This window comes from Curtobacterium sp. MCPF17_051, from assembly GCF_003234595.1.
Classification (GTDB): domain Bacteria; phylum Actinomycetota; class Actinomycetes; order Actinomycetales; family Microbacteriaceae; genus Curtobacterium; species Curtobacterium flaccumfaciens.
The window spans coordinates 1-14,547 of sequence record NZ_QKSE01000024.1 but is presented as its reverse complement, the minus strand read 5'-3'; the positions used below and the strand labels follow the sequence as shown (position 1 = coordinate 14,547).

Sequence of the window (14,547 nt, the reverse complement as noted above, 5' to 3'; positions counted from 1 at the left end):
GTGGGAAGATGGGACAGGTATGACGATCACACAAGCACCCGCCTCGCGAGTCGGCGGCCCCCTGCGCATCGGCCCGATCGAGGTCGACGTGCCGGTGGTGCTCGCGCCGATGGCCGGGATCACGAACATGGCGTACCGCCGGCTGTGCCGCGAGTACGGCGCCGGGCTCTACGTGTGCGAGATGATCACCTCACGGGCGCTGGTCGAACGGACCCCCGTGTCGATGCAGCTCATCCAGCACCACGAGTCCGAGACCCCGCGATCGATCCAGCTGTACGGCGTCGAGCCGAACACCGTGGCCGAAGCGGCGTCGATCCTGGTGGGCGAGGACCGTGCCGACCACATCGACCTGAACTTCGGGTGCCCGGTGCCCAAGGTCACCCGCAAGGGCGGCGGTGCGGCCCTGCCCTGGAAACTCGACCTGTTCCGCGAACTCGTCACCAAGACCGTGCGTGCCGCGGGCGACGTCCCCGTCACGGTGAAGATGCGCAAGGGCATCGACGAGGACCACCTGACCTACCTCGACGCCGCACGCATCGCGCGCGACGCCGGTGTCGCCGCGGTGTCGCTGCACGCCCGCACCGCGAACGAGCACTACTCCGGCCACGCCGACTGGTCCGCGATCGCCACGCTGAAGGAGACCGTCACCGACATCCCGATCCTCGGCAACGGCGACATCTGGTCGGCCGCCGACGCGCTCCGGATGATCGACGAGACCGGTGCCGACGGCGTGGTCGTCGGGCGTGGCTGCCTCGGCCGTCCGTGGCTGTTCGGTGACCTGGCCGCGGCGTTCCGTGGCGAGGGGCTCCGGTACATGCCGTCCCTGGGCGAGGTCGCCGACGGGTTCCGCCGGCACGCCGAGCTGCTCGTCGAGTTCTTCGGCGACGAAGAACACGCCTGCCGCGACATCCGCAAGCACGTGGCCTGGTACTTCAAGGGGTACCCGATCGGCAGCGACGTCCGGGCCGGACTGGCGATGGCGTCGAGCCTGCAGGAGATCGACGACTTCCTCGGCCAGCTCGACCACGACGCGCCGTATCCGGGTGCGGACGCCGAGGGGCCGCGCGGTCGTGCCGGGCACCCGAAGCGCACCGCGCTGCCCGACCGCTGGCTCGAGAGCCGCAACGTCGACTCCGAGTTCCGCAAGGTCCTGGCCGCCGCCGAGCTGCACCACAGCGGCGGATGAGCGCCACCGCCTCGTACGGCCCGGCCGACGCCGAGCGCTGGCTCCCCGAAGAACACGGCAACCGCCGCTCGGACTTCGCCCGTGACCGTGCCCGACTGCTGCACTCCAGTGCCCTCCGGCGTCTGGCCGCCAAGACCCAGGTGCTCAGCCCGACGGCGGGGCTCGACTTCGCCCGCAACCGGCTGACCCACTCGCTCGAGGTCGCGCAGGTCGGCCGCGAGCTCGCCGACTCGCTCGGGCTCGACCCCGACGTGGTCGACACCGCGTGCCTGGCGCACGACATCGGGCACCCGCCGTTCGGGCACAACGGCGAGACCGCCGTGAACGCCTGGGCCACCGGCATCGGGGGCTTCGAGGGCAACGCGCAGACGCTCCGGCTGCTGACGCGGCTCGAGCCGAAGGTCTACGGCGTCCGGCCGGGCTCCGACGTCGACCGTCCGTACGGGCTCAACCTGACCCGCGCGTCGTTGGACGCCAGTTGCAAGTACCCGTGGCCGGCGGCGCAAGGGGTCTCGGAGTCGTCCTCCGGACGCACCAAGTTCGGCTTCTACGACGACGACCACGACGCCTTCGAGTGGCTCCGCGCCGGCGCCCCGCGTCGCCAGCGCTGCATCGAAGCGCAGGTCATGGACCTCGCCGACGACATCGCGTACTCCGTGCACGACTTCGAGGACGCCGTCGTCGCCGGGTTCATCGACGTCGCGGCGCTGGGTGACCGCGTCGGCGAGAACGACATCGTGACCGCCATGCACGCCTGGGTCGGTGACGACCTGAGCCGCGACGAGCTGCTCGAGGCGTTCGACCGCCTGCGCGAGTTGCCGCTCTGGATGACCGCGTACGACGGCTCCCGACGCGATGCCGCACGCCTGAAGAACCTGACGTCGCAACTGATCGGACGCTTCGCGCGCACCGCCACGACGGCCACCCGCGAGTCCTACGCCTCGGGGTCGCTCGTGCGGTTCGCCGCGTCGGTCGTCACCCCGCCCGAGATCATCGGCGAGATCGCGGTGCTCAAGGGCATCGTCGCGGCCTTCGTGATGACCCACGGCGACCGCCAGCCCGTGTACGAAGACCAGCGCCGCGTGCTCACCGAACTGCTCGACGCGCTGGCGGCGACGGGTGCGTCCGACCTCGAGCCCGGCTTCGCCGCCGACTGGCACGCCGCGGGCGACGACGCCGGCCGACTGCGTGCCATCGTCGACCAGGTCGCGAGCCTGACCGACCAGGGCGCACTCGCGTGGCACCGACGTCTGGTGGTGGGTGACCGTGACCCGGTCCACATCGCCGTCTGACCGGTCCGTCGACGTCGGTCCCACGAACTAGGATCGAGGGGTGGCTGGCAGGATCGCGCGGAACGACATCGACGAGGTCCGCTCGCGTGTCAACATCGCCGACGTCGTGGGCGACTACGTCACGCTGAAGCACGCGGGCGTCGGGTCGATGAAGGGCCTCTGCCCCTTCCACGACGAACGCTCGCCGTCGTTCCACGTCCGACCCCAGGTCGGCCGCTACCACTGCTTCGGCTGCGGCGAGGACGGCGACGTCTTCAGCTTCATCATGGCGCAGGACCACACCACCTTCGCCGAGGCCGTCGAGCGCATTGCCGCGAAGATCGGCTTCACCCTGCACTACGAAGAGGGCGACGGGCCGCGCACCGACTACAACACCCGGGCCCGGCTGATCGCCGCGAACGAAGCCGCGCTCGAGTACTTCACGGGGCAGCTCACCACCGCTGCCGCCGACCCCGCCCGCCGGTTCCTGGGGGAGCGCGGGTTCGACCCCTCGGCCGCCCAGCACTTCGGCGTCGGGTTCGCGCCGAAGTCCTACGACATGCTCAAGGACCACCTGCGCGGACGCGGCTTCACGATGGAAGAACTCGTGTCCGCCGGCCTGGTCAGCCAGGGTGACCGCTCGCCGTACGACCGGTTCCGCGGGCGGCTGATGTGGCCGATCCGCGACGTCACCGGGGCGACCATCGGCTTCGGGGCGCGCCGCCTGCTCGAGGACGACAAGGGTCCCAAGTACCTCAACACGCCCGAGACCCCGATCTACCACAAGAGCCAGGTGCTCTACGGGCTCGACCTGGCCCGTCGCGACATCTCGAAGCAGAAGCAGGTCGTCATCGTCGAGGGCTACACCGACGTGATGGCGTGTCACGTCGCCGGTGTCACGACCGCCGTCGCCACCTGCGGCACGTCGTTCGGCGTCGACCACATCAAGGTGCTGCGCCCGATGCTCGGTGACCTGGCCGGCGCCGACCCGAACGCCAACGGTGAGGTCGTGTTCACGTTCGACCCCGACGAGGCCGGGCAGCGTGCCGCCTCGCGTGCCTTCGCGGAAGAACAGCGCTTCGCCGCCCAGACCTACGTCGCCGTGGCGCCCGGCGGGCTCGACCCGTGCGACCTCCGGCTCGCCCGCGGTGACGACGCCATCCGCCGACTGGTCACGAACAAGCGCCCCATGTTCGAGTTCATGATCCGCCGCACCCTCGACGGCCACGACCTCGAGACGGTCGAGGGGCGCGTCGGTGCGCTGCGCGCTGCTGCCCCCGTGCTCGCCGGTATCCGCGACCGCTCACTGACACAGGGCTACGTGCGCGAACTCGCCGGCTGGCTCGGCATGGAGATCCCCGAGGTCCGTCGGTCGGTCGAGACCGCCCGGCGTCGTGCGGGGTCCGCCGGGCAGGACGACCGGTCCTCGGGCTCGGGGCGCGACGGCCGTGCCGGAACCGGTACCGACGGGGCCGACACCCCCGACGAGCCCGTCGCCGGGATCCGTTCGCTGCCGAACGACCCGATCAGCCGCATGGAGCGCGACGCCGTGATGGCGATGGTGCAGCAGCCCACGTCCGTCGGGGCACCGATGCTCGGGCTCGCCGCGTCGGCCACGTTCTCGACGCCGATGCTCGCCGCCGTGCGGGACGCCGTGGTCGCCAACGTCGACGTCATCGGCGCGGGGGACTGGCTCGACCGGCTGCTCGCCGACGTGCCGGCGCCCCTCCGCACCCTGACGCACGAACTCGCCCTCGCACCGATCCCCGCGCGCAACGCCGAGGACCTGGCTGCCTACTGCCGGAGCATCGTCGTGGCCCTGGTCGAGCGCGACCTGCTCGCCCGCAAGGCCTCGTTGCTCGGCCAGCTGCAGCGCGCCGACCCGCACGAGCAGGCCGAGCGTCGCGCCGAGATCCAGCGGCAGCTCGTCGACATCGACGGGCAGCGGATGCGGTTGCGCGCCGACGCGGAGGCGTCCTAGCCCTCTTCGCGCGGCCGGTGCCGGAGGTGCACGAGGTCGCACGACGCGCTGCGTGCGCTTCGCCGGGGTCGCGCGAACTGTCGCCCGGCGAGGCTGCGAGCGGCAGTTCGTGTGTTCTCGGGGGTGCGTGAGTGGTCGTGACGCGTCGCGTGTGGGGCGTCGAGTGGTCGCAGACCGTCGGCTGGGCGGGGTCCGGCCGACGGGACGTGACCGCTCGGGGTGTGGCGGGCGGGGAGTCGTGACCAGTCGGCCGGGGGCGCCGGGCGGGGCGGACGGACGTGGGGCGGGCCTCCAGGCCGGGGTGTGCGAGGTCGCACGACGCGCCGCCAGCGCACCACCGAGGTGGCACGAACCGTCGGCTGGCGGCCCGTCGGACGGCAGTTCGGGCGCTCTGGGGGCGGGCACGACCGGGAACGAGCGCCCGACGACCCAGGTTGCACCACGCAACATTCGTGCGTGACGCGCCGCTCGACTCCGGCGGAATCATGCATCACGCGACGGGCCCGTGCATTACAGCGGTGTAAACAAATCGCCCCCGGTTCGTTCTGTTCCGTGACAGGGTGATACCAATGAGCGTTCCTGGCCGGGCACACAGACGTACCACCCTCCGGCTCAGGACTCTTGCAATCATGACCAGAGAGGCAGCGGACATGGCATCCGTGACCAAGTGGGGCAAGCGCGGCATCGCGCTCGGCGCCGGTGCAGCAGCGACGGCGCTGGTGCTGACCGGCTGCGCGAGCAGCAGCGTGAGTGACACCGAACTGAACGGCCTGAGCATCGGGACGACGGACAAGATCACGTCCCTCGACCCGGCCGGTTCCTACGACAACGGCTCCTTCGCCGTGCAGAACCAGGTGTTCCCGTTCCTGATGAACACGCCCGTGGGGAGTCCGGACGTCGAGCCGGACATCGCCACGAAGGCGGAGTTCACGAACCCGACCACCTACGAGGTCACCCTCAAGGACGGGCTCGAGTTCGCGAACGGCAACAAGCTCACGTCGAGCGACGTGAAGTTCTCGTTCGACCGCGAGCTGAAGATCAACAACGAGAACGGTCCGCAGTCGCTGCTGGCCAACCTCAAGAGCATCGACACCCCGGACGACACCACCGTGGTGTTCAACCTCGACCACGCCGACCAGACCTGGCCGCAGGTGCTCTCGAGCCCCGCGGGTCCGATCGTCGACGAGGACGTCTTCAGCGCGACGAAGCTCACCAGCGCCGACGACATCGTCAAGGGCAAGGCCTTCGCCGGCCAGTACCAGATCAGCTCCTACAAGGAGAACGACACGATCCAGTACAAGACGAACCCGAAGTACGACGGCCTGCTCGGCAAGGCGAAGACCGACGAGGTCACCGCCAGCTACTACACCAAGGAGACCGACCTCAAGCTCGCCGTGCAGAAGGGCGACGTCGACGTGGCGTACCGCTCCCTGACGCCGACCGACATCTCGGACCTGCGCAAGGACGACTCCCTCAAGGTCACCGACGGCCCCGGCGGCGAGATCCGCTACGTGGTCTTCAACTTCAAGACCCAGCCGTTCGGCACCGGGCAGGACGACGCCGACGAGGCGAAGGCCCTGGCCGTGCGTCAGGCCGCTGCCGACGTCGTCGACCGTGCCCAGCTCGCGAAGGAGGTCTACAACGACACCTTCACCCCGCTGTACTCGATGGTCCCGGACGGCCTGACCGGCGCGGTCCAGCCGTTCAAGGAGATGTACGGCGACGGCGACGGCGGCGCGGACGTGTCCAAGGCGAAGAAGACGCTGTCCGACGCCGGCGTCACGGGCAAGGTGCAGCTCGACATCCAGTACGCGCCCGACCACTACGGTTCGGCCTCGGACGACGAGTACGCGCTGCTCAAGCAGCAGCTCGAGGACTCCGGTCTGTTCACCGTCAACATCCAGTCGACGGTCTACACGACCTACGCGCAGGAGCGCACCAAGGACGCCTACCCCGTGTACCAGCTCGGCTGGTTCCCGGACTTCTCCGACGCCGACAACTACCTGTCGCCGTTCTTCACCAAGGAGAACTTCGTCCAGAACCACTACGACGACCCGGAGATCCAGGACCTCATCGCGAAGGAGCAGGCCGAGTCCGACACGGACAAGCGTGCTGACCTGATCGAGCAGGCCCAGGAGCGCGAGGCCACCCAGATCTCGACGCTGCCGCTGCTGCAGGGCAAGTCCGTCGCGGTCGCCGGCAAGGACGTCAAGGGCCTGACCCTCGACGCCTCGTTCAAGTTCCGGTACGCCACCCTGAGCAAGTAGCACCAAGCCCCACGTGCAGGCCGCGGGCGTTCCCACGAGGAACGCCCGCGTGCCTGTGCAACGGCGACGAAAGGCACACACCCCGTGACCCTCAGCACTCCCGAGGCGACGCAGGACGTGAACGGCACCGATCCCACCAAGCCACAGGCACAACGCAGTGCCAAGAACAGTGGCGGCGGACTCGGCCGGTACATCCTCGTCAGGTTCCTCCTCATCATCCCGACCGTCTTCATCCTGGTGACGCTCGTGTTCTTCCTGATGCGCGTCATCGGGAACCCGATCACCGCATCGGTCGGCGGTCGTCTCACGCCGAGCCAGCTGCAGGAACGCCTGCACGCCGCCGGGTACGACCGGCCGGTGCTCGTGCAGTACTTCGAGTACCTCGGCAACATCCTGCGCGGTGACTTCGGCACCTCGTCGACGGACAACCGTCCGATCACCGACATCATCGTCACGTACGGCGGCGCGACCGCGGAGCTCGTGTTCTACGCGCTCATCGTCGCGCTCGTGCTCGGCATCCCGCTCGGCATGCTCGCCGCGTACACGCGCGACAAGTGGCCGGACGTGCTGCTCCGTGCGCTCGCGATCCTGACCTACGCCACGCCGGTGTTCTTCGGTGGTCTGCTGCTCAAGCTCGTCTTCTCGGTGTGGCTCGGCTGGCTGCCCCTCGGCGACCGTGCCTCGACCCGCGTGTCGCTCATCCTCGACGGCATCCCGGGCGCGAGCGGCATCTACATCATCGACGCGCTCCGCACCGGCAACGCCGCGGTCATCGGCGACGTGCTGCAGCACGCCGTCCTGCCCGCGCTGACGCTCGGTCTGCTGACGGCGGGCATCTTCCTGCGCCTGGTGCGCGCGAACATGATCGGGTCGCTCGGCTCGGAGTACGTCGACGCCGCCCGGTCCCGCGGCGTGCGCGAATCGCGGCTCGTCCGCACCCACGCGTTCCGTCCGGCCCTCGTGCCGATCATCACCGTGATGGGGCTGCAGATCGCGATGCTCCTGGGCGGCTCGGTGCTCACCGAGACGACCTTCGGGTGGCGCGGCCTGGGCTTCGAGCTCAACCAGTACCTGTCGGCCCGTGACTTCGTCGCGGTGCAGGGCATCGTCGCGATGCTGGCGGTGATCGTCGCGGTGACCAACTTCATCGTCGACGTCGTCGCCGCCCTGATCGACCCGAGAGTGAGGTTCTGACGATGGTCGACACCACCCTCGTCGACCGCCACGAGCCGCTCTGGAAGCGGCTCCCCGTGGTGGTCCAGCTCCGCCGGAGCACCGGCTGGCAGCGCGCCATGCTCATCGTCGGCGTGGTCATCTGCGCCCTCTACCTGCTCGTCGCGGTCTTCGCACCGCTCCTCGCCCCGTACGGCTTCGGCCAGCTGCAGGGCGCGGACGGGCAGAGCTTCCCGCGCACGGGCGCACCGAGTGCCGAGCACATCTGGGGCACCACGGTCGGCGGCTTCGACGTGTTCAGCCGCGTGCTCTACGGAGCCCGCACGGCCGTGCTCGTCGTCATCGTCGCCGTGATCGTCTCGATCATCGTCGGCGTCCTGCTCGGCATGGTCTCCGGGTACCTGGGCGGCTGGCTCGACCGCGTCCTGGTGGTCGTGGCCGACGCCATCTACGCGTTCCCGTCGCTGCTGCTCGCGATCATCGTGTCCATCGTCATCTCCGGCGGCAACTCGAGCTACTCGGGCGGCATCATCGCGGCGGCGATCTCGATCACCGTCGTCTACGTGCCGCAGTACTTCCGCGTGGTCCGTGCCGAGGCCGTCCGGCTGAAGAACGACGCGTTCGTCGAGTCGGCGCGCGTGATGGGCACGAACCCGTGGCGCATCATGACGCGGCACGTCCTGCGGAACTCGACCCGTTCCCTGCCGCTCATCCTGACGCTCAACGCGAGCGACGCGATCCTGACCCTGGCCGGCCTCGGCTTCCTCGGGTTCGGCATCGGCCCGACGTCCGGCGCCGAGTGGGGCTACGACCTGAGCCGCGCGCTCTCGGACGTCGCGAGCGGCGTCTGGTGGACCGGTGTCTACCCGGGTGTCGCGATCGTGGTGCTCGTGCTCGGTGTGACCTTCATCGGCGAGAGCCTGAACGACATCTCCGATCCCCGCCTGCGTGCACGCCGACGCCTGAAGCAACTCGTGTCCACGAGAGAAACGCGGGAAACACGCGACGCGCGCGACGCCGAGGCACCGCGCAACGCCGGGAACGACACGGAAGGGACGGGCGCATGACCCCGACCACCCGCCTGCAACCGGGCGACACCACCACCGAGCCCGTCGTCGTCGTGGACGACCTGACCGTCACGTTCGCGACCGACGGCGGCGCCGTCGACGCGGTCAAGGGCGTCAGCCTCGACGTGCGCCCCGGCGAGGTGCTCGCCCTCGTCGGCGAGTCCGGCTCGGGCAAGTCCGTCACGGCGCGCAGCATGCTGCGGCTCATGCCGGAGACGGCGACGCTCGGCGGCGCGGTGCTGCTCGAGGGCACCGACGTGGTGAGCGTCGGTGCGCAGAAGCTCCGCAGCCTGCGCGGAACGGCCGGGGCGATGGTGTTCCAGGAACCGTCGACCGCGCTCAACCCGGTCTTCACCGTCGGGTGGCAGATCGCCGAGGGGCTCCGCGCCCACGGCGGCATGTCGAAGAAGGAGGCACGGGCGAAGGCCATCGACTACCTCGGTCGCGTCGGCATCCCCGACCCCGAGACCCGCGTCGACCACTACCCGCACCAGTTCTCCGGCGGGCAGAAGCAGCGCGTGGTCATCGCGAGCGCGCTGGCCCTGGAGCCGAGCGTCATCATCGCGGACGAGCCGACGACGGCGCTCGACGTGACGGTGCAGGCCGAGATCCTCGACCTGCTGCGCCGCTGCCGTGACGAGTTCGGTACCGCGATCGTCGTCATCACGCACAACATGGGCGTGGTCGCCGACCTGGCCGACCGCGTCGCCGTGATGTACCAGGGCGAGATCGTCGAAGAGGCCACGGCGACGGCGCTGTTCGCGACGCCGCAGGCCGACTACACCAGGCGGCTGCTCGCGGCGGTGCCCCGGCTCGAGGCGTCCACCGGGGTGGCCCGACGCGCCGCGATCTCCGAGGACGTCACACCGCTGGTCGAGGCGAAGGGGCTCGAGATCGAGTACCCCGGGCGGCTCGGATCGCCGGCGTTCAAGGCCGTCAAGGGCGTCGACCTGGCGATCCGCCCGGGAGAGGTCCTCGGCCTGGTGGGGGAGTCCGGCTCCGGCAAGACCACGATCGGCCGGGCCATGGCGGGCCTGACGAAGGTCACCGGCGGCTCGCTCAAGGTCCTCGGCGCCGAGATGCTCGGGTACCGCGAACGCGACTTCAAGCACCTGCGGAAGGACATCGGGTTCGTGTTCCAGGACCCGGCGACCTCGTTCAACCCGCTGCTGACGATCGCGGAGTGCGTCGCCGAGCCGTTGGTCGTGCACAAGGAGGTCTCGAGCCCCCGTGCCGCGCGCAAGCGGGTCGACGAGCTGCTCGAGGCCGTGCAGCTGCCGGCCGCGTACGGCGACCGCTACCCGCACGAGCTCTCCGGTGGGCAGCGCCAGCGCGCGTCGCTCGCCCGGTCGCTCGCGCTCCGGCCGAAGCTGCTCATCGCCGACGAGCCGACGAGTGCGCTCGACGTGTCCGTGCAGGCGCGCGTGCTCGAGCTCTTCCTCGAGCTCCAGCAGGACCTCGGCTTCGCCTCGCTGTTCATCAGCCACGACCTCGCGGTCGTCGGCGCGCTGTCCGACCGGATCGCGGTGCTGTACCGCGGCGACCTGGTCGAGACGGGCACGACGGCGCAGGTCCTCGGCGCGCCGCAGCACCCCTACACGCAGCGGCTCCTCGCGTCGCTGCCGGTGCCGGATCCAGCGGAGCAGGCGGAGCGACGGCGTACGCTGGAGCGACTGGAGCACGCCGGGTCCTGACCCGGGGCGACCCACCCTGGAGGCCCGGCCAGCGTCGTCGACGCACGCCGGGCCTCCAGGGTGGTCGGCTCCACTGCTGTACGCACGACGGACCTGCCAGGGCGGTCCGTCGCGAACCGCCGCCAGGGGGCGGCGTGGAAGGGGACCCATGATCGCGGTCAACGGACCGGCGGTCGTCGCGGACGACGTGTCGATCGAGTACCGGGGCGGACGCGGGGGCGAGTCCATCCGGGCCGTCGACGGCGTGAGCCTCACGGTCCGGCAGGGGGAGATCCTCGCCCTGCTCGGTGAGTCGGGCTCGGGCAAGTCGACCTTCGCCGCCGCCATCGCCGGCCAGCTCGGATCCCACGGCGAGGGCGAGGGGGCCCTCCGTCGGCACATCGTCGGCGGCGAGCTGACCGTGCTCGGCCAGAAGACCCGGGGCCTCCGTCCCTCGTCGCGCAAGCTCGAACGGCTGAGCGGTCGGATCGGCTACCTGCCGCAGGACGGCGCCGACCGGCTCAGCCCGGACCTGACCGTGGGCGAGGCCGTCGCCGAACCGATCTACGCACGCGACCGCCGGTTCGACCGGCGCGAGGCCGGGCTCATCGTGGCCCGGCTGCTCGACGCGGTGCACCTGCCGCTCGGGGCGATGCGCCTGAACACGTGGGAGCTCTCGAGCGGTCAGCGCCAGCGTGTCGCCCTGGCGAAGGCGCTCGTGCTCGAGCCCCAGCTGCTGGTCGCGGACGAACCGGCACGCGGCGTCGACGTGCTCGTGCGGCAGTCCGTGCTCGAGGCCCTGGCGACCCTGCAGCGCGGCCGGCAGTTCTCGGCCGTCGTCGTGTCCAGCGACCTGCGCGAGGCCCGCGCCCTCGCCGACCGCGTCGCCGTGATGGCCGATGCCCGGCTCGTCGGGCTCGGCACCTTCGACGAGGTCCTCGACAACCCCGTCGACCCCTACGTGAAGACCCTCGCCTCGACCGCGGCCCGCGGGGTGAAGCGTCGTCCGGCACCGAGCACGTCCCGCCGTTCGTCGGCGCCGCGCCGTCCGCTCGCCGCCGGCACCGGCCCGCGCACCGACCGTCAGGAGAACGCATGAGCACCCCGGACCAGGGCCCACGGGGTCACCGCGCCGTCGTCCCCACGTCGGGTGCACCGCTGCCGATCGAGGCCCCGCAGCCCGGGCCCGTCGCCGTGCTGCCGGAGCCGACGGACCTGCACGTGGACGCCGTGACCGAGGCCGGGGGCACCGTCGCGCCGCTCGACGCCGACACCCGCGGGGTCGTCTGGCTCGACCCCCGCGACCCGTCCGGTCTCGCCGACGCCCTGTCGTCCGCACCCGGGGTGGGCTGGGTGCAGCTGCCGTTCGCCGGCGTCGACGCCTTCGCACACCTGATCCAGGAGCACGGCGACCGCGTACTGTTCACCTCGGCCAAGGGTGCGTACGCGGAGCCGGTCGCCGAGCACGCGCTGGCGTTGACCCTCGGCACGCTCCGGGTCCTGCAGAAGCGCGCCCGTGCGTCGTCGTGGGCGACCGAGCCCGAGGGTGTCTCGCTGTACGGGCGGAACGTCGTCGTGATCGGTGCCGGCGGGATCGCGCTCGAGTACCTCCGGCTGCTCGCGCCGTTCGACGTCGACGTCACCGTCGTGCGCCGCTCGCCCGACCCCGTCCCGGGAGCCGCGCGGACCGTCACCACCGACGAGCTCGACCGGGTCCTGCCCGACGCCGACGTCGTGATGATCGCGGCGGCGATGACCTCGGGCACCGCGAAGCTCTTCGGCGAGCGGCAGTTCCGGATCATGAAACCCTCCGCCCGGCTCGTGAACATCGCGCGCGGCGGACTCGTCGACACCGACGCCCTGGTCGACGCCCTGCGCACGGGGGAGATCGCCGCGGCCGGCCTCGACGTCACCGACCCCGAACCGCTGCCCGACGGTCACCCGCTGTGGTCCGAGACCGGCGCGGTCATCACCCCGCACCAGGCCGACACCCCGGACATGGTCGCGCCCCTGCTCGCCGAGCGCGTCCGGCTGAACGCCGCGGCGTTCCTCAGGGGCGACGGCGAGGGCTTCGTCGGCGTCGTCGACCCGGACGCCGGGTACTGACACGGGGGCTCCACGTCGCGGCGCGCCCGGGCGGCGTGTCCGATGCGGTGGAGGGCGCCAGGGTCCTGCTATGCTGTTACCCGTTGTTCGCACGTCATTCGCCAGCGAACAGTGATCCTCGATAGCTCAATTGGCAGAGCAGCCGGCTGTTAACCGGCAGGTTGTTGGTTCGAGTCCAACTCGGGGAGCGACAGGTCCTCATCCTTCGGGGTGGGGGCCTTTTGCGTTCCCGACGATCCGGCGCCCTCGTCAGGCTCGGCGGAGCCCACTGCCGGCCTGAGCCAGCGCACCGGGATCGACGATCGCGCGGCTCACGCCAGGTCGATGCTGTTAGCGTTCTCAGGTGCACCGTTCTCGTTCGCCTCGACTCGCGCTCCTGGGCGTCGTCGTCGCCGTGACGGCGGTGCTCACCGGCTGCAGCAGTGTCGGCCCCGACACCGATGCGTCCGAGGACCCGACGAGCTCGGACACGGGGCTGGGCTCGGGAGCGTCGCCGGTGGTCTTCGCGTTCGTCTGCAACAGCGACGGATCGGACAGTGCGACCTACACGACCTACTCGGCGGTGTGGGAGGCCGAGCGCGCCGACTGCTCGGCGAAGCGCCTGACCGGCTCGGTGCCGTCCAGCCAGCAGCAGGCCGCGGTGACGGCGGCGCGTGGCGACGCGACCCTGGTCGAGCTCGCGAGCGCCTGCGCCGTGCGTGGCTCGGACCCGTGGACGTCGGCGGTCGCCGACGAGCGCGGTGCGCACGTGGCCGCAGGCCTCCTGCGGTACTGCCCCGGGCACCCGGAGACCGACCACCTGCGGGACGCACTGGCGGCCTACCGGGGCTGAGCCGGGCCTCCAGGCCGACCGCCGCACCGGCGCCGGGCCGGCGGCGGCGGGACGGGCGTCAGCCCTCGGGGTGGTCGCGACCCGGCAACCAGGACTGGCCGGGCCCGCCCCAGCTGCTCTTGCGGATCGCCTTGGCGACCTGCTTGCCGTAGGGGTGCACCAGGCGGTCGGCGTAGAGCCAGCCGTCCAGGTGGTCGAACTCGTGCTGGAAGATCCGGGCCAGCCAGCCGTGCGCCTCGACCTCGAACGGGGTGCCGTGCTCGTCGAACGCGCGCAGCAGGGCGCTCTCGGAGCGGCGGAGCGGGAACCGCTCGCCCGGGATCGACAGGCAGCCCTCGGACTCCTCGTCCTCGTCGAGTTCCTCGACGGACTCGGGGACCGGGGGCGTGATCCACAGCACGGGGTTGACGGCGGCGCCCCGGTGCAGGACGTCGTCGTCATCGGTGTAGGAGTAGACGAACAGGCGCTTGCCGACGCCCACCTGCGGTCCGGCCAGGCCGACGCCGGGGGCCAGGTCCATGGTCTCGAGCATGTCGGCGACGAGCGTGCGGAGGTCGTCATCGAACGCGGTGACCTCGGCTGCACGCTCGTGCAGGACGGGTTCGCCGGTGATGCGGATCGGGAGAACGGCCATTCACCCAGGTTATCCGGCGGGGGACGGTAGCCTCGACGCGTGACGACGGACCTCCAGCTGCCGGACGCCGTGAGCAACCTCACGCCGTTCCAGGCGCTGATGATCCCGGTGGCCCTGATCAGTGCGGTGTTCCTGTCGCTCGGGGCACAGTTCCAGAGCCGCGGGGTGCAGCGGGTCGAGGCGCGTCTCGGGCGGCAGTCGAAGGGGCTGAGCGTCCGGCACGTGGTCGGACTCGTCTCGAGCGGCTACTGGGTGCTCGGCACACTCATGCTCGGCATCGCGGTGGTCCTGCAGCTGGTCAGCATCACGTTCGCGCCCCTGATCGTCGTGCAGCCCCTGGGTGCCGTGGCGCTGGTC

Annotated in this window: 11 protein-coding genes, 1 tRNA gene and 1 pseudogene; 12 read left to right on the top strand and 1 reads right to left on the bottom strand. The window is 70.9% G+C overall.

Translation table 11 applies throughout. From position 1 onward, the window contains the following. Nucleotides 1–19: 19 nt before the first annotated feature. From dusB to DEJ35_RS15660, 11 genes are all read left to right on the top strand, one after another. Entirely contained in the window at nucleotides 20–1,186 is a 1,167-nt protein-coding gene (gene dusB, locus DEJ35_RS15710; RefSeq protein WP_111193130.1) for a tRNA dihydrouridine synthase DusB, read from the top strand. After that, entirely contained in the window at nucleotides 1,183–2,478 is a 1,296-nt protein-coding gene (locus DEJ35_RS15705) for a deoxyguanosinetriphosphate triphosphohydrolase (RefSeq protein ID WP_111193129.1), read from the top strand. Before dusB ends, DEJ35_RS15705 begins: the two co-directional genes overlap by 4 nt. Before the next feature lie 40 nt (nucleotides 2,479–2,518). Continuing rightward, nucleotides 2,519–4,438 carry a DNA primase gene (dnaG, locus tag DEJ35_RS15700; protein WP_111193128.1) on the top strand — a complete coding sequence of 640 codons (1,920 nt, stop codon included), beginning with the start codon at nucleotides 2,519–2,521 and terminating at the stop codon, nucleotides 4,436–4,438. A 650-nt stretch (nucleotides 4,439–5,088) separates the two neighbouring features. Then, entirely contained in the window at nucleotides 5,089–6,705 is a 1,617-nt protein-coding gene (locus DEJ35_RS15695) for an ABC transporter substrate-binding protein (protein ID WP_111091405.1), read from the top strand. Nucleotides 6,706–6,822: 117 nt separating this feature from the next. Beyond that, nucleotides 6,823–7,899 (top strand): ABC transporter permease, encoded by a 1,077-nt coding sequence (locus DEJ35_RS15690; RefSeq protein ID WP_083404423.1) that lies wholly within the window; start codon nucleotides 6,823–6,825, stop codon nucleotides 7,897–7,899. 2 nt (nucleotides 7,900–7,901) lie between these two features. Then, nucleotides 7,902–8,945 (top strand): ABC transporter permease, encoded by a 1,044-nt coding sequence (locus DEJ35_RS15685; protein ID WP_110862085.1) that lies wholly within the window; start codon nucleotides 7,902–7,904, stop codon nucleotides 8,943–8,945. Next, nucleotides 8,942–10,639 (top strand): ABC transporter ATP-binding protein, encoded by a 1,698-nt coding sequence (locus DEJ35_RS15680; protein ID WP_111124008.1) that lies wholly within the window; start codon nucleotides 8,942–8,944, stop codon nucleotides 10,637–10,639. Before DEJ35_RS15685 ends, DEJ35_RS15680 begins: the two co-directional genes overlap by 4 nt. 148 nt (nucleotides 10,640–10,787) lie before the next feature. Continuing rightward, nucleotides 10,788–11,717, top strand: a complete 930-nt coding sequence (locus tag DEJ35_RS15675) for an ATP-binding cassette domain-containing protein (protein WP_110862089.1) — start codon at nucleotides 10,788–10,790, stop codon at nucleotides 11,715–11,717. Next, nucleotides 11,714–12,724 (top strand): D-isomer specific 2-hydroxyacid dehydrogenase family protein, encoded by a 1,011-nt coding sequence (locus DEJ35_RS15670; protein ID WP_258376384.1) that lies wholly within the window; start codon nucleotides 11,714–11,716, stop codon nucleotides 12,722–12,724. The genes DEJ35_RS15675 and DEJ35_RS15670 overlap by 4 nt, the downstream gene beginning before the upstream one ends. Before the next feature lie 115 nt (nucleotides 12,725–12,839). Then, nucleotides 12,840–12,912, top strand: a tRNA-Asn gene (locus DEJ35_RS15665). 155 nt (nucleotides 12,913–13,067) lie between these two features. Beyond that, complete coding sequence (locus DEJ35_RS15660) at nucleotides 13,068–13,556, top strand: hypothetical protein (protein ID WP_111124007.1); 489 nt, start codon at nucleotides 13,068–13,070, stop codon at nucleotides 13,554–13,556. Between the two features lie 58 nt (nucleotides 13,557–13,614). On the opposite strand, the gene def is transcribed toward DEJ35_RS15660, so the two are convergent. Beyond that, entirely contained in the window at nucleotides 13,615–14,190 is a 576-nt protein-coding gene (def, locus tag DEJ35_RS15655; RefSeq protein ID WP_111124006.1) for a peptide deformylase, read from the bottom strand. Between the two features lie 39 nt (nucleotides 14,191–14,229). Here def and DEJ35_RS15650 point away from each other — a divergent pair. Further along, nucleotides 14,230–14,547 (top strand): annotated as a pseudogene (locus tag DEJ35_RS15650) (multidrug DMT transporter permease); the annotation flags it as partial.